The organism is Acinetobacter populi (assembly GCF_002174125.1).
GTDB classification, from domain to species: Bacteria; Pseudomonadota; Gammaproteobacteria; order Pseudomonadales; family Moraxellaceae; genus Acinetobacter; species Acinetobacter populi.
The window spans coordinates 1211722-1233554 of record NZ_NEXX01000001.1 but is presented as its reverse complement, the minus strand read 5'-3'; the positions used below and the strand labels follow the sequence as shown (position 1 = coordinate 1233554).

Annotated in this window: 15 protein-coding genes and 2 tRNA genes; 9 read left to right on the top strand and 8 right to left on the bottom strand. The window is 41.8% G+C overall.

Going from position 1 to position 21833, the window contains the following annotated elements:
• Window positions 1-30: 30 nt before the first annotated feature.
• The 3 genes from CAP51_RS05750 to CAP51_RS05740 all read right to left on the bottom strand — a co-directional run bounded on the left by CAP51_RS05750 (window position 31) and on the right by CAP51_RS05740 (window position 3389).
• Window positions 31-1326, bottom strand: coding sequence for an ABC1 kinase family protein (locus tag CAP51_RS05750; RefSeq protein WP_087619752.1), 1296 nt, complete (start codon window positions 1324-1326; stop codon window positions 31-33).
• 238 nt (window positions 1327-1564) lie between these two features.
• Window positions 1565-2917 (bottom strand): MATE family efflux transporter, encoded by a 1353-nt coding sequence (locus CAP51_RS05745; RefSeq protein WP_087619751.1) that lies wholly within the window; start codon window positions 2915-2917, stop codon window positions 1565-1567.
• A gap of 16 nt (window positions 2918-2933) precedes the next feature.
• The gene (locus CAP51_RS05740; RefSeq protein ID WP_087619750.1) at window positions 2934-3389 is read right to left on the bottom strand and encodes a DMT family transporter; all 456 of its coding nucleotides are present in this window, start codon (window positions 3387-3389) and stop codon (window positions 2934-2936) included.
• A 172-nt stretch (window positions 3390-3561) separates the two neighbouring features.
• Between CAP51_RS05740 and CAP51_RS05735 the strand changes: the two genes are divergently transcribed.
• The 3 genes from CAP51_RS05735 (at window position 3562) to CAP51_RS05725 (ending at window position 7902) form a co-directional block, all read left to right on the top strand.
• The gene (locus CAP51_RS05735) at window positions 3562-4092 is read left to right on the top strand and encodes an RNA polymerase sigma factor (protein ID WP_245809076.1); all 531 of its coding nucleotides are present in this window, start codon (window positions 3562-3564) and stop codon (window positions 4090-4092) included.
• 42 nt (window positions 4093-4134) lie between these two features.
• Window positions 4135-5157 carry a FecR family protein gene (locus CAP51_RS05730; RefSeq protein WP_087619749.1) on the top strand — a complete coding sequence of 341 codons (1023 nt, stop codon included), beginning with the start codon at window positions 4135-4137 and terminating at the stop codon, window positions 5155-5157.
• A 210-nt stretch (window positions 5158-5367) separates the two neighbouring features.
• Window positions 5368-7902 (top strand): TonB-dependent siderophore receptor, encoded by a 2535-nt coding sequence (locus tag CAP51_RS05725; protein WP_087619748.1) that lies wholly within the window; start codon window positions 5368-5370, stop codon window positions 7900-7902.
• Between the two features lie 57 nt (window positions 7903-7959).
• On the opposite strand, the gene CAP51_RS05720 is transcribed toward CAP51_RS05725, so the two are convergent.
• Window positions 7960-8490, bottom strand: coding sequence for a Dps family protein (locus CAP51_RS05720; protein WP_087619747.1), 531 nt, complete (start codon window positions 8488-8490; stop codon window positions 7960-7962).
• Window positions 8491-8867: 377 nt separating this feature from the next.
• On the opposite strand from CAP51_RS05720, the gene hemW reads away from it, so the two are divergent.
• Complete coding sequence (gene hemW, locus CAP51_RS05715; protein ID WP_087619746.1) at window positions 8868-10019, top strand: radical SAM family heme chaperone HemW; 1152 nt, start codon at window positions 8868-8870, stop codon at window positions 10017-10019.
• A 67-nt stretch (window positions 10020-10086) separates the two neighbouring features.
• Here hemW and CAP51_RS05710 read toward each other — a convergent pair.
• The 4 genes from CAP51_RS05710 to CAP51_RS05695 form a co-directional block, all read right to left on the bottom strand.
• Window positions 10087-10162: transfer RNA gene (locus CAP51_RS05710), tRNA-Lys, on the bottom strand.
• A 20-nt stretch (window positions 10163-10182) separates the two neighbouring features.
• A tRNA-Lys gene (locus tag CAP51_RS05705) sits at window positions 10183-10258 on the bottom strand.
• A 202-nt stretch (window positions 10259-10460) separates the two neighbouring features.
• The gene (locus CAP51_RS05700; protein ID WP_087619745.1) at window positions 10461-12302 is read right to left on the bottom strand and encodes a long-chain-acyl-CoA synthetase; all 1842 of its coding nucleotides are present in this window, start codon (window positions 12300-12302) and stop codon (window positions 10461-10463) included.
• 186 nt (window positions 12303-12488) lie between these two features.
• Complete coding sequence (locus CAP51_RS05695; RefSeq protein WP_087619744.1) at window positions 12489-15956, bottom strand: Rne/Rng family ribonuclease; 3468 nt, start codon at window positions 15954-15956, stop codon at window positions 12489-12491.
• 690 nt (window positions 15957-16646) lie between these two features.
• Here CAP51_RS05695 and CAP51_RS05690 point away from each other — a divergent pair.
• From CAP51_RS05690 to CAP51_RS05670, 5 genes are all read left to right on the top strand, one after another.
• Window positions 16647-17597 (top strand): RluA family pseudouridine synthase, encoded by a 951-nt coding sequence (locus tag CAP51_RS05690; protein WP_087619743.1) that lies wholly within the window; start codon window positions 16647-16649, stop codon window positions 17595-17597.
• Window positions 17598-17646: 49 nt separating this feature from the next.
• Window positions 17647-18291: an HAD-IA family hydrolase gene (locus tag CAP51_RS05685; RefSeq protein ID WP_087619900.1), complete on the top strand. Its 645-nt coding sequence runs from the start codon at window positions 17647-17649 to the stop codon at window positions 18289-18291.
• Between the two features lie 170 nt (window positions 18292-18461).
• Window positions 18462-19640 carry a benzoate/H(+) symporter BenE family transporter gene (locus CAP51_RS05680; protein ID WP_171294729.1) on the top strand — a complete coding sequence of 393 codons (1179 nt, stop codon included), beginning with the start codon at window positions 18462-18464 and terminating at the stop codon, window positions 19638-19640.
• A 102-nt stretch (window positions 19641-19742) separates the two neighbouring features.
• A complete protein-coding gene (locus CAP51_RS05675) occupies window positions 19743-20711 on the top strand; it encodes a cation diffusion facilitator family transporter (protein ID WP_087619741.1) in 969 nt (322 codons plus the stop codon).
• 32 nt (window positions 20712-20743) lie between these two features.
• A complete protein-coding gene (locus tag CAP51_RS05670; protein WP_087619740.1) occupies window positions 20744-21805 on the top strand; it encodes an MBL fold metallo-hydrolase in 1062 nt (353 codons plus the stop codon).
• Window positions 21806-21833 lie beyond the last annotated feature (28 nt).

Here is a 21833-nt window from a genome sequence, read left to right as displayed (position 1 = left end):
ACATAAAATCTCTTATTCGAACCATTTAACCTAACCCGACGGCACCAGATCTTCAAATAAATCATTCAGATTGTCATGCACTTTAAGATGAATCAGATTCCAATAATGCCCAGATACAGTACGGTTAATCATCAGGGTATCGGGTGAAGGCTGGAAACAATCCCAATATTTAAACGATTGCTTTGCCAGTTTTACCCCATCATGATGTGCAGAGTTCGCAGCAAAATCGTAATCTGTCATCAACGTGCGCATCAGAATTTCAAGCCAAGCCAGATACCAGTCCTGCGGAATTTGTCCTTTTTCCGTACGTACATTTAATTTGCGTAAATCCTCTTCAATCGCCGGAATATTCTGTTGTCTTGCGGCATTAATTAAATGTTTATAGGTGCTAACGATTTCATTGCTTAAGGTTTTGACACCGCCATAATCATAAATAATCACGCTGCCATCTTCTCTAAAGGCAAAATTACCGGGATGTGGATCGCAGTGGAAACGCTTGAGATAAAATATTTCCTGTCCAATCGCCTGAAACAAACGTCGTCCCAGTTCATTGCGTTTTTGCTGTGACCAAGTGCTGGCTGTTTCAATACTTTCGCCGGTTTCTTGGCTTAATGTCAGGATACGGCGTGAGGAATAGTCTGGATAGACCTGCGGAATAATGATCTTTTCATCAAGTTGTTGGTGAAAAGTACGAAATACCTGTAAGTTTTGCGCTTCGATTTCGTAATTTAGCTCGGTGTACAGACTTTCCTGAATTTCATGGAATATTTCATCTTGTAGTTTTCGGTCAATTTTGAGGACACCCATCAGGCGTAATGCCAAACGCACCTGTTTTAAGTCGCTTTCGCAGGCTTCATCCACGCCCGGATATTGCACTTTTACTACGACGGGCTGTCCATTGTTTAAGATGGCTTTATGCACTTGACCGATGGATGCTGCGGCAAAGGGTTCACTGTCAAAGTGTTGGAAAAGTTGCTCGAGTGGTTTACCCAGTTCTTTTTCAACTTGCCGTTTGATTTGATCAAAGGGCATGGACGGGGCTTGACGCTGTAATTTTGCAATTGCAGTCTGAACTTCGGGTGGGAAAATATCTTTATATTGTGAGGCAATTTGCCCCACTTTCATCACTGCGCCTTTCATTTCACCCAGTGTTTCGGCCACTTTTATGCCAATTTCTTGATAAAGTTGTGTGCGTGATTCGAGTTTTTTTTCTTCATCGGCGTTGATATTTTTAATCGAGTTGGAGACCGCCTTGCTTGCAATGCTGGCGGTCATTCCTGCAAGTTTCATAAAACGGCGACCTGCCGATGAATTCGAGTTTGCCATCGTAATCTCTGTAGAACCTCTAAATTTTAATTAAGTATGTCGAGATTTAATCCGTTCATCATGTTGCTGGCAAGGAATCCCTATGCAAAACACCGTGATGACGTGTTTTGAATGTACTTTGCTTCACCGCTCTTGGCAAGGCATGTTATGTGAGGAATGGTTACATGATGGTGAATAGCGTATTTAAATGGCTAGCAGTTGCTATGCTAACCAAACATGAGTGATGATAAAAGTGTAGTTAGCGTTTACCTGTCGCAAGTCTATGATTGGTCATGATTAACCGACCAATCAAAAGGGTACATGCAATCACCAAACCTACAATTAAACCAATCCAGACGCCCGCTGCCGAAAAATCGGCATAGCGTGTTAGATAAACACCGACTGGGAAGGCAACGATCCAGTAAGCCACCAGTGTAATCCACATTGGACCTCTGGTATCTTGCATACCACGTAAACAACCGGCAGCAGCGACTTGCCAAGCATCCATTAATTGATAAACAATTGCATACAATACCAGACCATAGGCAATATTAAACACCTCAGGATTATCATTATAGGCATGAATAATCCAGCTGCGGGAAAACCATAGAAAGATCATGGTAATGAGTGCAAACAGTGTGGCGACCACAAAGCCTAACTTTTGTACCTGACGCATAGCATCCCAGTTTTTGGCCCCGTAATATTGTCCAACTCGAATGGTCAGTGCGAGTGCCAGAGAAAACGGAATCATAAACAATTGTGAAGTAATTGAAATGGCTATTTGATGTGCGGCAATCACAATATCGCCAAGTGGACTAATCACCAGTGCAGCGGTACTAAAAATACTCACTTCAAAGAAAATTGCCAGACCGATAGGAAAGCCCAGCATAAAGATACGCTTGATCCAGAAGGTATCGAGTTTTTCAAATTTCTGGAATAATCTGACATCTTGAAATGCCTTGGCTTTCTTTAAATAAATGATCAGAACAAATAGCATGGACCATTGCAAAATCGCATTTGCAACACCACAACCGGCACCACCCATGGCTGGAATAACGGCAAAACCATGCATAAATAAGTAATTCAGTGGAATTAAAATGGGTAATGCCAACAGACTGATTGCAGTGACGATCCGTGGATGTCCCAAAGCCTCACTATAACAACGCAATGCAGTGTACAAAGTGATGGCTGGAATCCCAAAAGCGATGGCATGTAGAAATAATGCTGCTTTTGCATGCAGATTTTCAGGAATTTTTAACAGATCAAAAAATTGCGGCATCAGATGTAGAACCATCATGCCTGCAATACCTAGAACAATTGCAATCCATAAAGCTTGATGGGTGATAGTGACAATATTCTGTTTTTGCTTTGCACCCAGTGCGGCAGCAATCAAGGGTGAAGTTGCCATTATAATACCACTGCATAACAACATTACCGGCATCCATATCCCGACTGCAACCGCAATTGCTGCCAGATCGGCTGCCGATAACTGTCCTGCCATGACAGTATCAATCAGCCCAAAACCCGCTTGTGCAAACTGGGTAATCAGAATAGGAATCATCAGTTTTAATAATTGTTTAATTTCAAAACCTAGATTGGTTGTTATTGACATAAAAATCTCAAAAAAATTAGCGTTGTAGTGTAAAAATAATACCAACAGCGATCAGGGTTGCACCAAAGGCACGTTGCCAGTTAATGGGATTCTTTTCCACACCCAATAAGGCAAATTGATCAAGCAACATGGATGTAATAATTTGCCCAAATAACACCAATCCTGTAAATGTCAGAAACCCAAGTTTAGGCGCACTATAAATGCTCATACTAATGCAATACACACCCAATGCGCCACCCATCCATAACCAAAGGGGAACGTGTGTAAGTTGTTGTAGCGTTAAGCGTTCACTCGGTTCAAATAAAACCAGGAGGGCAAGACATATTGTACCGATTAAAAAAGAAAAAAATGCAGCTTGAAGTGGACTATTTAAATAATGTTTTAATTGGCTGTTTATCGCAGTCTGGCTTGCCAAGGCAACACCAATGGCAATGCTCAGTATCAAGAGTAAAATCATATGAGATCGGCGCATATATAAAATATGTCAAATAATGGTTTAGCTTCATTGTAATGGAACTGTGCAATATAAGCGAAAGAGAAAAAAGTATTGCTTTTAAGTAGAATAGTAATCATTATTATCTATGTATATAATATCGACACTTCCTATGGATATTAATACGATGACTGGCCAATGAACAGATCGAATGATGATGAATCAATCCACACAACAAAGCCAAAATAAGCAAGCTTTTATCCAGTTTTATACGGAAAACTATAGCTGGCTGTTTAACTGGTTACGTAAAAAACTACAAAATGGCAGCAAGGCTGAAGATATTTTACAAGATACTTTTACCAAAATTCTTAGTCTGGAGCGTTTGCCCTATATTCAGGAAGCAAAAGCTTATTTGACGGTTACAGCCAGTCGCATCATCATTGATCAAGCCAGAAAAGAGAAAATTGAACAGCTTTATTTACAGTATTTAATTGAAAATCAGCATGAAGAAGATGAATGCTCACCCGAGCAGATGCTGGTTTCGGTTGATTTACTCAATAGAATTGCCAATGTATTGTGTGGGTTGGATGAGCGATCAAGAAAGGTTTTATTGTTGTATCATATTGAAGGAAAAACTCAGGCTGAAATTGCACTCATTTTAAACATTACTCGGAAAACCGTAAAAGCGGATTTGGTCAAAGCTTTGATGTATTGCAATAGACGGTTAAAAAGCGAAATATGATAAGTTACTTTTTTATATTCCATCTCTATTATTGATCTATCCATGCCTGATTTGTCAAACCAGCAAGATCCTCAGAATGAGGCTCAACTTCCGGAAGAAATATTAGAGCAGGCAGCACTGTGGCTGGTGACATTGGCTGATGAAGAAGCGACTGATGAGGATATTCAGACGTTTAAACAATGGCAACAGCAGGATATACGGCATGTAGAGGCCGTGACAGAGATGCAGCAGACCATGGGACTTTTTCATGGGGCACAACAAACGTCACATACACATATCGCCAGCCAGATTATTGAACAGGTTCTAACAGATGCGCAATTAGAAGAGCAGAACAACAGTTGGTCACAACCCCGTAATTTATTGCTTTTGGCAGGTATGGCAATTTTGCTGGCGTTATTGTCTTGGCAAATATTGCCTACCGATTATTGGTTGGCTGATTCACGTAATGATTCACAGGATTGGTCGGAACAGGTGTTATCGGATCAGAGTCAGATCCATATGAGTGGTAAAACTGCATATAATGTCAAATATAATGCGGATCAACGCATCATCGAATTATTACAGGGCAATATTCTGGTTGATGTGGCAAAAGATGCGCACCGTCCATTTATTGTACAGACTAGATTTGCAAAAATTAAAGCATTGGGTACACGGTTTATTATCCATCATAGCGACCAACGCACCACATTGATCATGTTGCATTCTGCAACTGAAGTGGCACCAGTTGAAATTAATCAACACGCAGTTATCGTCAAAGCAGGGCAGCAAGTCAGTATTGATGAACATGGGGTGGGTTCTGCATTACCGATTCAGCCAAGTTTGCTTGATGAAGCATGGCAACAACATGCTTTGGTCGTAGATAAAATGCCGCTTGGTCAGGTTCTGGATATTTTACAAAGTTATCAATCTAGGACTTTACATTATCGTACTGAAGATTTGCAGCATATTCAGGTCAGTGCGATTTTGCCTTTGAATGATTCTGCACTTACTTTATTACAGCAAAGTCTCGATATTCGGATCGATAAGACTTTACTTGGACAAATTAAAATTGAGGCTAAAAAATAAAATCTTAAGATAGAATATGTTGTGATGGAACTTAAATGATAATTCATTCTAGGTGTGCTTTATAAGATATAAGAAATATTTTAAATAAATAACTTTAAAAATCATTAAATTATAATATTAATAGGAAAATTCTAAAAAAAGATTACCCATTTTTTTGCAATGCATAGTCTTAGTTAGTGAAAGCATTTAATTACAAATGATGGGGATAATATGAATCAATCGCAAAAAACTTTAATGAAGCAGGGCTTAAAGCCTATATTGCTTTCAATCCATATGGTTCTGGCAGCAGGCTTTATGACTACTGCACAAAGTGCGATAGCAAATACAGCGCCTGCCATTGAATATAATGTAGCGGCTGGAACATTAACGCAAGCACTGAATCAGTTTGCTTTGCAGTCTGGGGTAAAGGTATCGGTAGATAGCCAAAAACTGGCAGGATTATATAGTCCGGGTCTACAAGGAAAATATTCGGTTTTGGACGGTTTTGCAAAGTTATTAAAAAATACGCCTTATCAGATCCAGAAAATTGATCAAGGCTATACCATTATTGAAAAAATAAAAATACCATCTACTCAAGCCCGGGATATGGGGCAGTTAAAAACCATTGATGTGAATACGAATGGGCAACTAAATAGTGATGCCAATGCGGTGCAGTTGCCTGTGATAGAGGTAACTGCCGAGAACGATAGTTATACAGCAAAGCCGGTTTCGATTGGCGGCAAAACTGCCAGAGATTTTAAAGAAGTACAGCAATCTGTTTCTGTAATTACTGCAAAACGCATCAAGGATCAGAATTTAAATAACTTAACTGATGTGCTGGAACAAACAACAGGTATTAATATAAATAAAATGGGGAATTCTGAGAGAAGCATATATTCACGTGGTCTGACTATTACTTCTGTACAATTTGATGGTGGTGCACCAAGTTATTTGGATCATAATCTGGTTGGTAATACACTTCCGGATATGGCGGCTTATGATCAAGTCGAAGTATTGCGTGGTTCTGATGGTTTATTCTCTGGTTCAGGTGAAGCAGGTGGTACAATTAATCTGGTTCGTAAACGTCCACTTGATCATTTTCAGTTTAAAACCGATACCAGTGTTGGTAGTTGGGATCATTATCGACAACAATTTGATGTTACCGATGCTTTAAATCAAGCTGGTACTGTACGTGGACGTTTTGTTGCTGCACAGGAAAATCAACATTATTATTATGATGTAGCCAAAGATAAAACTTCAAATCTATATGGGATTATTGAAGCAGATTTAGGTGATCAAACTAAATTTGCCGTTGGTGTAAATTATTTAAAACGTGATTCTGTGCCTAATTATTTTGGTATGCCACGTTATAGTACAGGTCAGGAACTTGGAGTTTCCAAAAAGACCAACTACACAACGCCATGGTCTTATTATGATACTGAGCGTACCCAAATTTTTACTGAGATAACCCAAAAAATAGCGGATAACTGGCAATTAAAAATAAATGGCTCATGGGAAAAAAATAAAGTTGATAAAAATTATACTTGGTTTATTGGTTCTGTCGGATTAAATGGTATTGGTAATGGCTATTATTATACCCAAGAAAGAGGGGACTCCATACAAAAATTACTGGATGTTACTTTAACAGGCAGTTTTGATATTTGGGGGCATAAACAGGAGCTTGCGATTGGAGCAAACTGGCAGGATTTAAATCAGAAATCTACGAGTATTGACCATGGATCAATTAGCTTGGATGTAATTAATTTTGATCCAGATGATTATCCAGCATCAGCATGGTCGTCAGATGGATATAGTATATCCAATCCGTATGGACAAAAACAATGGGGCGGCTATTTATCTCTTCGTTCTGAATTAACATCTAAATTACATAGCATTATTGGTGGGCGTTATAGTAATTACCATAATGTTTATTATAATTATAGTTATGATAATGATGGGACATATACGGGACTATATTCTTGGGATTATAAAAAGAATAATATCTGGACTCCTTATTTTGGCTTGACCTATGATTTATTGCCCAATACATCACTTTATACCAGTTATGCAAGTGTATTTAAACCACAAAACTCGATAGGTATAGATGGCAAGTTTATTGATCCGATTGAAGGAAATAGCATAGAAATTGGTACTAAAAATACATGGTTAGATGGTCGTTTAAACAGCAGTCTGGCACTCTATCAGACCAATCGTGAAAATGAAGCAGTTGCGGTAGGAAAAATAGATAATATTCAACGCTATGCTCCTTCTGCTAAGATTCAAGTGCGCGGTGTGGAAGCAGAGCTTACTGGAAATATTAACACGAATTGGGACTTTACCGCCGGTTATACATGGAGTTTAGCCAAATATAAAGAAGGATATGCCAGAGATGGGCAACGTTATAATGCTGCAAATTATCCACGACATTTATTTAAACTTTGGACCATGTATCGTCCGGAAAGCATGGAAAAATTACGTTTTGGCGGTGGAGTAAATTTACGTAGCGCACAGGAAGTTTCAGGTACAGTTAAGGTTTATGATAGCTCGGGTACTCAAACAGGAACAGCTGATTATACCTATAACTCACCATTTTTAGCAGTGTTTGGACTGCGTGCCGAATATGATATTAACAAAAACTGGAATGTCGGTTTAAATATCAATAATGTATTTGATCGGACTTATTTTAGTCGTTTATCAGGTACAAATTATGGCAATATTTACGGAGATCCACGTAACTTTATGTTGACGATTAGCGGAAAATATTAAAAACTCAAAAAGCCTAATGATTTTCACCATTAGGCTTTTTGTTTTCGTTTTGAAAAATTAAACGTGAGTACGACCCGCTTCAAACAGGAACCATGTACGGCGTTCTGTTTCATCAATCCAGTTTTCAATCAGACTTGATGAGGCGATGTCGCGATATTCATCGGTAACATTATGTGCTTCGCGTAATCTTGCAGTGAGATTTTTATTATCTTCACGTAATTCGGCCAGCATATCTTGCGGATCGACAAAATCTGCATCATTATCCACGACACGTTGGGTACGGCTGATATGACCAATCGAACGTAAGGTGGTGCCCCCGACTTTACGAATACGTTCTGCAATTGGATCGCTCATGGCAAATATTTGTGTGGCTTGTTCATCAAATAATAAATGATAATCACGAAAGTGGGGACCACTGACATGCCAATGAAAGTTTTTAGTTTTTAAATAGAGGGCAAATACATCTGCCAATAAGCCATTTAAGGCAGCAGAAATATCCCGGGTGGCTTCTGCTGATAAATCACTTGGAGTACCTAAAGCGGTACGATGTTTTGCGATTTCATGTTCAAGTTTACTATTGTTTGTCATTGTATTGCCTCTTTTATCTTTTTACATGTTGTCTGAATATAGACATTTTTTTATTTCAGGGAGAAAGAAACTTATTGATCATCATAAATTTTTTTAATCCATGAAATATCTGTTATTTATATTAAACCCAGTCTTGTCATACGAGCGTTTGTTTTGGTAAGCATATGTAGGCTATGTTGGGCTTTGGTATAGAAAATGTGAGTTGAGCTGGACTTTCCATTTGGATTAGGAAAATTTTCTCGATGAGAAAGTCCTTAAGTTATGATCAGCATTAGGTCGGTAAAGTTGAATCATTTACCTCATAGCATAAGGTTATCGCAGTATCATAAAGTGGACATGCTACACTATGTGATAAATTTTTGAGTCAAGCTGTATCCATGTCCTATCAGCCGCAAGCCATTCCATTATCGTTATATATTCATATGCCGTGGTGCGTCCGAAAATGCCCCTATTGTGACTTTAATTCGCATGAGCTGGCAGATGGGCAACTGACACTGGATTTGGAGCAGCAATATTTACAGGCACTGGTTGAGGACTTTCGTTCACAACTGCAATTTGTGCAGCAACGTTCTATTCAGAGTGTATTTATTGGTGGTGGTACACCATCATTAATTTCTGCAACAGGTTATCAATGGCTGTTTGATCAACTCCGCCAGCTTACAGACTTTTCCTCTGATTGTGAAATTACCATGGAAGCCAATCCAGGTACGCTGGAACATGCTCCATTTGAGCAATATCTAAAAGCAGGGATCAACCGACTTTCGATTGGTGTCCAAAGTTTTAATGGCGAGCATCTGGAAAAATTGGGACGCATCCATAATGCAGAAAATGCCCAGTCTGCGATTGCCAATGCTGCCTTGGCAGGTTTTAAACGTATCAATGTCGATTTGATGCATGGTCTACCGCAGCAAACCTTGCAACAGGCGTTATTTGATTTACAGACGGCAATTGATTTGGGCGCAACGCATATTTCATGGTATCAACTCACCATTGAACCCAACACGGTCTTTTATCGTTCACAACCAACTTTACCAGATGAAGAGGTATTGGAGCAGATTCAGCAACAGGGCGAGCAAGTATTAATCCAGCATGGCTTTTACAATTATGAAGTATCCGCTTGGGCCAAGGAATTACCAAGTCGGCATAATCTGAATTATTGGCAATTTGGCGATTATCTGGCAATTGGTGCAGGGGCACATGGCAAAGTTTCTCTGCAAGATGGTATTTACCGCTTTCAGAAAACCCGCTTACCAAAAGATTATCTGGCAAAAAGACCAGCTGATCATTTGCAATTCAAGAAAATTGCGCAGGAAGAAATGCCATTTGAATTTATGATGAATGCCTTGCGTTTAACTTCTGGTGTAGCAAGGGCGTATTATGCGCAAAGGACAGGTCAGGATTTGCAACGTTTACAACCGATATTGAATCAGCTGCGAGAAAAGCAATTATTATTGCCTGATGCCGAACAACTGGTGTGTACCGCATTGGGTAGAATGTATTTAAATTCGGTACTGGAAGATTTTTTATGAATGTACGCCATTGATCAGCGACAATAAAAAACCTCCCATCAAAAATGATGGGAGGTTTTTAGAATTCTGGTGGGTCGTCCGCGGCTCGAACGCGGGACCAACAAATTAAAAGTCTGCTGCTCTACCAACTGAGCTAACGACCCCACAAGATCAAAACTTAAGATGGTGGGTCGTCCGCGGCTCGAACGCGGGACCAACAAATTAAAAGTCTGCTGCTCTACCAACTGAGCTAACGACCCATCTCGTTTTGATGCTGCGTATTGTAGCAATTTATTTCGTGAACACAAGGAAAAATTAAAGTTTTGGGGTATATTTGGCTATAAATAAGCCATCTAAAGCTGGATTTTGGCGCTTAAACTTCCTATCCGACTGTTGAGCGCAAATCTGAAGTAAAAATCGTACCCGGAATGTTTTGATACATGCCGGGTTTCGTATGGACATTTAAAAGCGATATTTAGATGCTTGAATATCTTTAAAAATTTCAGGCGTTATTTCGCAATATTGATTTTCTCCCGGTAATAAAACATATAACGTTTCATTACAGGCTTCTGGATCAAAGGCTTCCTCTTTTAGCTTGTTTTTGGAATATTTAAAAGTGGCGGTGGTTTCAACTTGTTGTTGGATGCGTAAGAACACAGGAACAGCATAGGCCGGCAATTCAGCTTTAAACTGGTTTGCCATCTGTATCAAGTCCTGTTCATCCAACGATTGCTGAGCTTTTAGGGTGATGGCTGCCATGCCTGCACGTCCGTTGGTATTCGGAATTTCTACACCATATACCACGGCTTCTGAAATTTTAGCGTAGTCAGCAACGATATTTTCGACTTCCGTGGTGGAGACGTTTTCACCTTTCCAGCGGAACGTATCACCGAGACGGTCAACGAATTGTGCATGACGAAAACCAATATCCCGTACCAAATCACCCGTATTGAAGTAACTGTCTCCTTTTTTAAAGACGTCTTTAAAAATAACAGCTTTATTTTTTTCGGAATCGGTATAACCGTCGAATGGGCTACGAGAGGTGATTTTTCCGAGCAATAAGCCAGTTTCACCTGTTTTGACTTTTTGACAGAAACCATTTTTGTCACGGATCGGCGCATTCGTTTCTTTATCAAATTTGATGATGGCATAAGGTAGGGGAGAGAAACCCACGGTATTGTCAAAATTAAACAGGTTGCTGAATCCAATATTACCTTCACTTGAAGCATAGAGTTCCAGTACTTCTTCAATGCCAAAGCGTTGTTTAAAGTCATTCCAGATATTGGGACGCATGCCATTGCCAATCATTTTGGTAACGCGATGCTGACGTTCTTTTTCCGAAGGTTCTACATCCATCAGATAACGGCAGAGTTCACCGACATAACCAATGGCAGAGGCATTATGCTTTTGCACATCATTCCAGAAGTTGGATCTGGAAAATTTACGCCGAATGGCGAAAGCCGCCTGACCTGCAATGACACCACACCAGCACACGACCACACCAGTTGCATGATAAAGCGGTAATGTCGAATACATGACATCATCTGCGTTTAGGTTGAGAATATGACCATAAGTGCCATAAGCCAATGTCCAGCGACCATTACTAAATATGACTGCTTTGGGTAGACCGGTTGTTCCTGAGGTATAGATATAGAACAATCCATCATTAGCATAGACATGTTTTGTGGTGGGTGGATTGAACTTTGCATAAGCGGAGATTTTCTCGGCAAGGTTGCTAAAGAAGGTCGGTGCCTTGCCTGCATCTTGTTGGGTATCCTGATCGGCAAACCAGTAAAAACGATCGGCTTTGAGATCCAGTTGTTCACGAATATTTAAGATCGCATCTTGGGTTTCCTGTCCCGCAACCAAGGCAATCGGTTTGACCAGATTAATGCTATGGGTCAGTACTTTATTAGTTTGAGAGGTATTAACCAGTGCACTAATGACGCCGATTTTTGCCAGCCCCAGAATGGTTGCAATCAGTTCTGGACGGTTTTCCAGCATGACGGCAACGACATCACCTTTTTTGGCACCGATAGAGAGGAAATAGTATGAAATCTGGTTCGCCCATTGGTTTAAGGCATCGTAGGAAAATTTTTGGTCTTCATATAAAAGTGCTGTGCCGGAAGGATTTTTTTGTACTGCTTTTTCAAAAGCCCATGCCAAGCCCGTGGGGGTGGTTGCTTTGCGTAAATAGACCTGACGTAAACCATCTAAAATATGTGGCAGCTTTTTTGCAACGCCTGGAACACGCTTGACAACGTCCGTAATACCAATAACTTCATGCTTAGCACTTGGGTTCATACTGAGAGTTCCTATCTATTCTTCTATGTACCAATACTTGAATTTTACAAACCTGACCATTTTATACAGAAAAGTAATCCTTAAAATGACTGAAAGTGACGAAAGCGTTACTCATTGGTCAGGTTTTGTAGATTATAAAAAAACCTAGTCAAGGTCATTGACTAGGTTGTTTTGCATCAGAGGCAATTATGCATCAGTTGCAGGTGTCGTTTTTTTCGGTGGACGCCCACGTGGACGACGTGGACGTGTTTTGTCGTCTTCGACTTTTGCCTTACGACTACGGGTCGTTTTGGCTTTACTTTCTTCAGGCGCTGCTTCAGCTGTAGTCTCTGGTTGAGTTTCATCCAAAGCAATTTCAACTTGGGCTGTTTGGTCCTCAGTATCAGTTGAAGTCGCAGCAGTTGGTTCTGCTTCTACAGGGGCTTCCGTCACTTCTGTTGCCTGCTGTGTTGCAACATCAGGTGAAGTTAATGCGAAGTCCTGTTCGGTAGGGGCATTGACCACGTCGGCTTCTGCAACCACTGCTGTTTCTGCAATGTTTGATTCAACAGGTGTTGTCGTTGCAGGTTCAGCAGTCGCTTTTGCCTGAGCCTGTGCATCTGCCAACAGTGCCTGTTTGGCCTGACGACGACGTTCACGTGGGTCATTGGCAACACGCGTACTTGGTGTTGGTGGTGTTAAAGGCAAGGCTTCAACCGGTTCCGGATTCACCTGAGTCACCAGCTTGACATCACGCGTTACAGGCTGTTGAGGTTGCGGATCTTCTTCACTTTCCTCAATGGTCGCAACCACAAAACTTTCAAGGTGCTTTTGCAAGGCACGATTAAAGGTTGGGATCAGACCAAATTGATCAATGAAGATTTTACTGTCTTCATTGAAAACAAGCTGGATTAAGCTGCCCACATTATGCTGGGCAAGGCTTGCCAGTGCCTGTGGTGTCAATAATGCAGCCTGTGCTTTTTTGTTGGCTTGTGCAGCACGTTTTTCCGCTTTGAGACGACGACGTTCACGCGGATCATTAATGGCACGTTTCGGTTCAGCGTTAACTACTTCCGCCTGTTTCGCTGTTTTTACCGGTGCGACAGCAGTTTCTTTTTGTGCTGCCGATGGCTGTACAGATTTTTCAGTTACAGGTGCGGTTGACGCTGCAATGACAGCAGATTGGGCTTTTGCAACAGGACGCTTATTTTCCCGAGCAGTTGATTCAGATGCAGCAATTGTTGCAGATGCATCTGATTGACCCAGTGCCAGGATTTCTGTTTGTGCCGTATCAAGATTGACCAACAATGCCGTAGGTAAAATTTCCGGCTTGGTCTGTTCGATAATATGCACCTGAACGCCATGATCCTGCGATGGATCCTGTAAATGGCCTTCGGATACTGGCGTTGCCTGATTTGCCTGTGCTAAAACAGATTGATCACGGTTACGCTGTGGACGAGGCGGGCGGCTTTGATTGCGTTCGCGACGTGGCACACCTTGATCCTGTTGCTCTGCAACCTGATTCTGCTCATTTTGGCGTTTGTTGTTGTTACGACGCTGGTCTTTATTGCCATTGCCATTTTGTTGACGAGGTTGCTCCTCTGTTGGCTGTGTCGCTATCGAAACTTGTTCATAACGCTGTTCATTGCGAGGTTCACGTTGCTCATTACGTTGTTCGTTGCGAGGATCGCGTTGATCGTTACGTACCTCTTTACGATTATTACGTTTATCCTTGCGACGAGGTTGACGTTCTTCCTTATCATGTTGCTCTGTTTCTACGGTACCTTGTGGTGCAGTCGTCTGATGCAGATAAGCATTAGCATAATCAGCCGTTGGCGTGGCAGGTGTTGTAGGTGCAGCAACCGGTGTGGCGATTTGACCATATTGTCCACGGCTTACAGCACCATTATTGACCAGTTGTTCAATGGCTGCCGCTGCATGTTGCGCAGTACGACTTTGATCAACAGTTTGAGCCTGTTTTTGTACAAATAGGTTTTCTAGCCATGCACATGGACTCGCAGACGGTGTTTGGCTTTTTACCGCTGCTGCTGGCTGTGCTGTGGCGACAGTTTTTGGTGCAGCAGGCTGTTCTATCGCTGCTGGTGCAGCTTCATGATGCTGTTCTTCAATGTGCCAGCCGGTAGATTCATAACCCAGATCTTTTTCGCTGGAACGTGTAGCGGCTGTACGTTCATAACTGGTTGGAGCAAAACCTTCCGGATTGTACTGGATTTCGTAATGCGGTGTTTCCAGATGCGGATGTGGCAATACGGTGACACGTACACCCGAGGTTTGTTCCAGATACACGATGCTGTGACGCTTCTCATTTAACAAGAAGGCAGCAATTTCAACTGGAACTTCAACTTGAACTTCACCATGACGCTCGCGCAATGCGATTTCTTCCACTTTACGCATAATGGACAGTGAGAGCGAACGCAGATCACGTACCATACCGGTACCATGACAGCGTGGGCAAACGTAACCAGTGGCTTCTTCCAGTGATGGACGTAAGCGTTGACGGCTCATTTCCATCAAACCAAAACGGGACAATTGTCCGAATTGAATACGGGCACGATCGCTTTGGGTTGCTTCACGCAGTTTGGCTTCAACCATGCGTTGATTACGTTCTTTACCCATGTCGATAAAGTCGATCACAATCAGACCACCCATATCACGCAAACGCAATTGACGGGCAATTTCTTCGGCAGCTTCAAGATTGGTATTGAGTGCAGTATCTTCTACATCCTGACCGCGAGTTGCTTTGGCAGAGTTAATGTCAATTGCTACTAGTGCTTCGGTTTGGTCAATGACAATCGAACCACCGGACGGTAATTTTACTTCACGTTCATAAGCAGTCTGGATTTGACTTTCAATAGCAAAATGGGCGAACAAAGGCTCATTTAAGGTATAGGTTTTAAGTTTATCCAGTTGACGTGGCATGACTGCCTTAACAAAGTTATAGGCTTCGTTATAGGCATTTTCACTGTCTATCAAGATTTCTGAGACATCATCACGTAGATAATCACGAATTGCACGTGTTACGACACCCGCTTCCTGATGAACCAGCATTGGTGATGTACCCGCTTTTGCGGTGCTTTGAATTTGTGCCCACAGATCTAGCAGATGCTGTAAGTCAAGTTGTAATTCTTCTTTACTACGGCCAATCCCGGCGGTACGTACAATTACGCTCATGCCTTTGGGAATATCCAGCGCAGCCAGAATTTCTTTTAACTCTTCACGAATTGATCCGGAGATCTGACGGCTGATGCCACCCCCTTTGGGGTTGTTTGGCATTAATACCAGATAGCGACCAGCAAGTGAGATAAATGTAGAGAGTGCAGCACCTTTATTGCCACGTTCTTCTTTTTCCACTTGAACCAGTAATTCTGTACCTTCGGTAATCAGTTCACGGATATTGTGGTTGTGGCGAGGATCACCATTTAAATAAGAATTGGCGATTTCTCTTAAAGACAAAAAGCCCTGACGTTGTGCGCCATATTCGACAAAAACGGCTTCTAAAGAGGGTTCAACACGGGTGACATGCCCCTTGTAGATGTTGGCTTTTTTCTGTTCTCTTGTACGGTTTTCCAAGTCAAAATCGTATAAGCGATTGTCAGTGACAAGTGCAACACGAACCTCTTCGGCATGCGTTGCATTAATCAACATACGTTTCATGGGTGTAATACCTTCTAGTGATATACACCAACAAATTGGCAAGGTGGAGCAAATGCCTAGCAGACTCAATTATCGATAATTTGGGTAATTGAGCTTAGGGTGGATTTTGAACATATCATGATGTCAAAGCCACAATAATCATTGAACCTCAAGCTACCTGAATATTCACTGGTAAACATGCTGTATATAAGGTGATCTAAATGGTGATCTTTCGCAATGCTATATCTTATTTGTCATCTATTCATGGCATTCTCATCATGAAATAGGCGTATGGCAGCAGACCTTAATATATCGTTTCGAGTTACCTGAATATCTCTCTAGGGCGCAATTTGTGTGATGCAATCAGTTTACATATAAACTAACAAGATTGTTGTTAGCGACAATTTGTACGGAGCAATATGATTTGTGCGATTAATTTGCAAAAAACACAAACACATCACCAATTTGCCGATATAATTTGCCCTCGGCAAAGGCATATTCTTTGAGGACCGACACGCAATCTTATGTGCATCATTTAATCGCTTGAAAGTCGATTAAGTCACGAGATGGACTGTTACGTTGGTATCCGTGCGCTGAATATAGCAAATGCTTCATCATCTGCCTATGGGGTAGATCCTTTTTTTTAAACATAAATGCTGTTTATTTGTTTAGAAAATATCCAAAAATGAATTTTTTAGAGCAATAGACCATATGACTGAATCCAAACCTTCCCATTCTGATCAACCTTGGCAGAATGTCACCTGGTTTGATGTGACAGAACATCAAGATGGGCAGAGAATTGATAATTTTTTATTTAGTCGCCTCAAAGGTGTACCGAAAAGCAGGATTTATCGATTGATTCGGGAAGGCGAAGTGCGTGTTAATAAAAAGCGCATTAAGGCTGATACCAAGTTAAATATTGGTGACCAGATTCGGGTTGCACCGATTCGCTATCAACAGGCCAGTACCGAGCAACAGCCGCCGATTGGCGACAAAATCGCAAAGGGCTTACTTGATCGTATTGTTTTTGAAGATGAAGGTCTGATTGTGGTGAACAAGCCTTCCGGTATTGCCGTACATGGCGGAAGCGGTGTTGCTTATGGTTTGATCGAAGCATTGCGTCATGCAACAGGGAAAAAATATTTGGAATTGATTCACCGCATAGACCGGGATACTTCTGGTCTAGTGATGATTTCTAAAAAACGCAGTGTGCTAAAAGCCTTGCAGGACGATTTGCGTGCGCATCGCATCAAGAAAACCTATGCTGCAATAGTGAAAGGTGTGGTGACTATGGATGCGCAATTGATTGATGCCCCCTTGTTGCGTTATGAACTTGCCAATGGTGAGCGTCGTGTTCGAGTCGCCAAAGACGGCAAACCCAGTCAAACTGAATGGCGTGTGGCGGAGCGGTTTAAACAGGCAACCTTGATCCATGCATCACCTTTATCCGGACGTACTCATCAGATTCGTGTACATGGTTTAAGCATTGGTCATCCATTGCTGGGTGATGATAAATATGGACATCAGACGCCGTTTAATGCAGTAGAACCACGGCGGTTATGCTTACATGCCATGCGCTTACAGATCCCAGGTTATCCGCTGATCGAAGCGGCTTTACCCGAAGATATGCAAAATGTGCTTGCGCAATTACGAAAACTTTAGACAGGAACAACAGGTGAACGCAGAGTCTCATTTGGAAAATTTCAGTGCGATGGATTTTGATTTAATCGTATTTGACTGGGATGGTACGCTTTATAACTCGGTCGGTCAGATTGTCAATAGCCTGCAATTTGCAGCACAACAATATCAGCAACCTTTAACGGATGATGCCGCAAAAAGTGTGATTGGTTTGGGGCTGCCAGAGGTGATGCAGACTTTATTTCCAGATGTCCCACATTTACAACAGGATATTTTGGAAGCGTATTCTGCCCATTATGTGGAAAATTCCGGACAGGATGCATGGTTTGATGGCGTAGCAGAGTTACTGCATGACTTAAAAAAACAGCATAAAAAACTGGCAGTGGCGACAGGAAAAAGCCGTAGAGGTCTGGATCGGGTTTTACATCACACTGCTAGTCAGGATTTATTTGATGTGACCCGCGCCGCCAGTGAAACACGCTCTAAACCTGATCCATTAATGTTACAACAGATTCTGGCAGCAACAGGTGTTACAGCTGATCGGGCGATCATGATTGGCGATACCAGTTACGATCTGCATATGGCACAAAATATTGAGATGCCAAGAATTGGCGTGAGTTATGGTGTACATTCGATTGATGTGTTAACACAGTTTAAGCCGCTTGCGATTGCCGACAATGTTCAGCAATTACATCAACTGTTATTGTCTGGGTCATGATTGGATTTACCGTGATGACAATTTCGTGTATTGATAGGTATTGTTATGCTGCTGATCCACGCTGTTCATGATCAAAAAAATCTGCCTGAGTTCTGCATCAAGATCAGTTTTTATTTGAAATTCGCTATCATTTGGGCGGATAATTCCACAAATTTTTGATGTTCCTGACTATGTTCATTTCTAAAGATATTTCGCTTTCTGCTATTGTTGCAGGCTTTATTGCTGTTGTGATCGCTTATGCTAGTTCTGCGGTTATTATTTTTCATGCTGCACAAATGGGGCAACTGTCGACATTGCAAACCGCGTCATGGCTGGCTTCTGCCTCACTGGGCTGTGGTGTGGTAACGCTGATTTTAAGTCTGAAATTAAAAATGCCGATTATTACCGCATGGTCTACACCGGGTGCTGCATTACTGGTGACAGCATTACCGTTATATTCCTTGAGTGAAGCGGTAATGGCCTATATCGTTTCGGCGATTCTGGTGATTATTTTTGGGGTGACCGGACTATTTCAAAAAGTGATGCAGAAAATTCCAATGAGTATTATTGCTGCCATGCTGGCTGGGATTTTATTGCAGTTCTGCTTGCAGGCATTTATGCAAATTCAATTGCAGCCCGTTCTGGTCTTGTTGATGTGCATCACATATTTTATTGCAAAATTACTTTTACCCAAATATTCCATTGTATTGACGTTATTGGTCGGGATTGCAATTGTTTTACTACAAAATGATCTGGTATGGTCCAGTATTTCATGGGCAGTTGCACAGCCAGTCTGGACCACACCGACTTGGTCATTGTCTGCGATGTTTGGTATTGCATTGCCTTTATTTATTGTGGCGATGACCTCGCAAAATGCCAGTGGATTAGCGGTCATGCAAACTTCTGGCTATCAGGCACCAGAATCCAAACTGATTACCTATACCGGCGTTGCTTCCTTATTGACTGCACCATTTGGTTCGCATGGTGTGACCTTATCCTCGATTACTGCTGCTATTTGTACCAGTCAGGATTGCCATCCTGATGCATCGAAACGCTATATTGCAGGCTTAAGTTGCGCATTTTTTTATTTTCTGTTTGCGGTTTTTGCACAAAGTATGGTGCAGCTCTTTGCATTGGTGCCAAAAGCATTTGTGGTTGCCATTGCAGGATTGGCATTATTTTCTGCCTGTAGTCATGCCTTAAAAACAGCATTGTCCGAGATGCAGCATCTTGATGCGGCGATGTTGACATTTATGGTGACGGCTTCCGGCTTAACACTGTGGGGGGTTGGGTCTGCATTCTGGGGATTATGTGCCGGCATTGCGTTATATCTATTAAAGCAGGTGATTGATTTACGCAGCCATACATAGACGATCACAGACAAAAGATCACACATAACATTTGCTGCTCTATACAAAAAAATGGATTAAAATAGAGATAAATCTCACACTTTGAATCCCTATAAAACAGATATGACCACAACACCCACGAAAATAGAAAAAACACAGTCCAGTCATATCGTTGTATATGCAGCTTTGGCTGGAAATTTTGCCATTGCCATTGTGAAATTTATTGCTGCTTGGTGGACCAACAGTTCCGCCATGCTCAGTGAAGCCATTCACTCTTTGGTGGATACTTTAAATGAAGTATTGTTATTGCATGGCTTAAAAAAATCCGAGCGTGCACCTGATGCCACGCATCCTTTTGGATATGGGCGTGAACTATATTTCTGGGCATTTATTGTGTCCTTGATGGTATTTGCTTTGGGATCAATTGTGTCCATTTATCAAGGTGTACACCATATTTTAAATCCAGAAGAAATCAAGGACCCTCTGGTGAATTACATTGTGCTGGGTATCGCCATGCTGTGTGAAGGCACATCATGGGGTGTGGCACTCAAAAATTTCCGTAAGGAAAAAGGCAAGCTTGGTTATTTTGAAGCTTTTCGGCGTAGTAAAGATCCTACTACTTTTACCGTATTATTCGAAGATTCCGCAGCATTGATTGGTTTAACGATTGCCTTGGTCGGTATCGCAGCCAGTCAGATTTTCAATCTACCGATGTTAGATGGTGTGGCATCTATTTTGATTGGTGTAGTGTTGGCAATTGCTGCAACCTTGCTGGCTCGGGAAACCAAGGGTTTATTACTTGGCGAAAGTGCCGATCCAAAATTACGCAATCATTTAATGTTAATTGCTGCCGAAGATGAAGCGGTGTTAAATGCAAATGGCGTATTGACCGAACAAATCGGTGCGCATCAGGTACTGGCATTGTTAAGTCTGGAATTTAAAGATAGTCTGACCAGTGACGATATCGAAAACTGTATTAATCGTATCGAAACTGCTGCCAAAACAGCACATCCGGAAATTGTCACCTTGTTTATCAAGCCGCAAACCCAGAAAGTCTGGTTGCAGCGTATGCAGGGACGACTGGAGCAATAGCATCATCATTCCCGTATTGGTTGGTTTAGTCTATGACAAAAAATAAGAATTCCGTGGATCAGCAGTTACAGTATCGTTTGCCAACCCAAAGCTGTATTCGGCATAGCTATATTCGCTTAAGCAATGATTATGAGAAATCCGATCATTGTCACGGTTCGGGATTTCATAATCTTGCGCCGCGTCCGGAATATCAAACGGCAAGCAATATTTTAAAATGGATTGCGACACGACATAAAAGCAAATCGACATGGCTGGCGCAGGAAAATTCTCTACAACCTGATCTGCCTCAGCAACGTGAATGTGCTGAAATTGACGATTGGCAAGTCTATTTTATTGGTCATGCCACGGTATTGTTACAAATTGGCCGTTATAATTTTTTAACCGATCCGGTGTGGTGCGATTATGTCAGCCCACAACAGGGGAGTGGTCCCAAGCGCTATCGTCCAATGGGACTGGCATTGGAACAATTGCCAAAGATTGATGCAGTATTGCTCAGTCATAACCATTATGATCATATGGATCTGGCGACATTAAGCTGGCTGGTAGACCATTTTGATATGCCGATTTATACAGGTCTTGCGAATGGACAGTATTTGCCCAAACATTTCCAAGTGATCGAAATGGATTGGTGGCAGCAGCAATATTTTGGTGAGCATGGCGAGTTAAATATTGTGTATGTACCTGCACAGCATGGGTCTGGTCGGGGCTTAAGAGATCAGAATCAGGCCTTGTGGGGTGGTTTTTCGATTTTATCTGATGCCGGACATGCCTATTTTGCCGGAGATGCTGCATATAGCGAGCATTTTAAACAGATTGCTGCGCGATTAACGCCGCCGCGATTGGCATTATTACCCATCGGTGCCTATGAACCGCGTCGTTTGATGCAATACCTGCATATGAATCCAGATGATGCAGTCAAGGCACATCTGGATTTACAGGCCGAGCAGAGTGTGGCAATTCATCATCGTATGTTTCAACTGACCGATGAAGAGATGTTTGCACCTGAACGGGATTTGCATACAGCCTTATCCGCGTATCAGGTGTCTGAGCAGCAATTTGTTTGCCTTGAAGAAGGGCAGATGATTCAAGTTTAGGTAACCGATATCAGTCAATAACTGGTAT

What these genes read in the sequence shown, in the direction of transcription:
- CAP51_RS05685 (WP_087619900.1), top strand. Translation starts at nt 17,647, where the DNA reads ATGGATTTTGATTTAATCGTATTTGACTGGGATGGTACGCTTTATAAC.
- CAP51_RS05675 (WP_087619741.1), top strand. Translation starts at nt 19,743, where the DNA reads ATGACCACAACACCCACGAAAATAGAAAAAACACAGTCCAGTCATATC.
- hemW (WP_087619746.1), top strand. Translation starts at nt 8,868, where the DNA reads ATGTCCTATCAGCCGCAAGCCATTCCATTATCGTTATATATTCATATG.
- CAP51_RS05690 (WP_087619743.1), top strand. Translation starts at nt 16,647, where the DNA reads ATGACTGAATCCAAACCTTCCCATTCTGATCAACCTTGGCAGAATGTC.
- CAP51_RS05695 (WP_087619744.1), bottom strand. Translation starts at nt 15,956, where the DNA reads ATGAAACGTATGTTGATTAATGCAACGCATGCCGAAGAGGTTCGTGTT.
- CAP51_RS05680 (WP_171294729.1), top strand. Translation starts at nt 18,462, where the DNA reads ATGTTCATTTCTAAAGATATTTCGCTTTCTGCTATTGTTGCAGGCTTT.
- CAP51_RS05670 (WP_087619740.1), top strand. Translation starts at nt 20,744, where the DNA reads ATGACAAAAAATAAGAATTCCGTGGATCAGCAGTTACAGTATCGTTTG.
- CAP51_RS05725 (WP_087619748.1), top strand. Translation starts at nt 5,368, where the DNA reads ATGAATCAATCGCAAAAAACTTTAATGAAGCAGGGCTTAAAGCCTATA.
- CAP51_RS05720 (WP_087619747.1), bottom strand. Translation starts at nt 8,490, where the DNA reads ATGACAAACAATAGTAAACTTGAACATGAAATCGCAAAACATCGTACC.
- CAP51_RS05730 (WP_087619749.1), top strand. Translation starts at nt 4,135, where the DNA reads ATGCCTGATTTGTCAAACCAGCAAGATCCTCAGAATGAGGCTCAACTT.
- CAP51_RS05735 (WP_245809076.1), top strand. Translation starts at nt 3,562, where the DNA reads ATGATGATGAATCAATCCACACAACAAAGCCAAAATAAGCAAGCTTTT.
- CAP51_RS05745 (WP_087619751.1), bottom strand. Translation starts at nt 2,917, where the DNA reads ATGTCAATAACAACCAATCTAGGTTTTGAAATTAAACAATTATTAAAA.
- CAP51_RS05740 (WP_087619750.1), bottom strand. Translation starts at nt 3,389, where the DNA reads ATGCGCCGATCTCATATGATTTTACTCTTGATACTGAGCATTGCCATT.
- CAP51_RS05750 (WP_087619752.1), bottom strand. Translation starts at nt 1,326, where the DNA reads ATGGCAAACTCGAATTCATCGGCAGGTCGCCGTTTTATGAAACTTGCA.
- CAP51_RS05700 (WP_087619745.1), bottom strand. Translation starts at nt 12,302, where the DNA reads ATGAACCCAAGTGCTAAGCATGAAGTTATTGGTATTACGGACGTTGTC.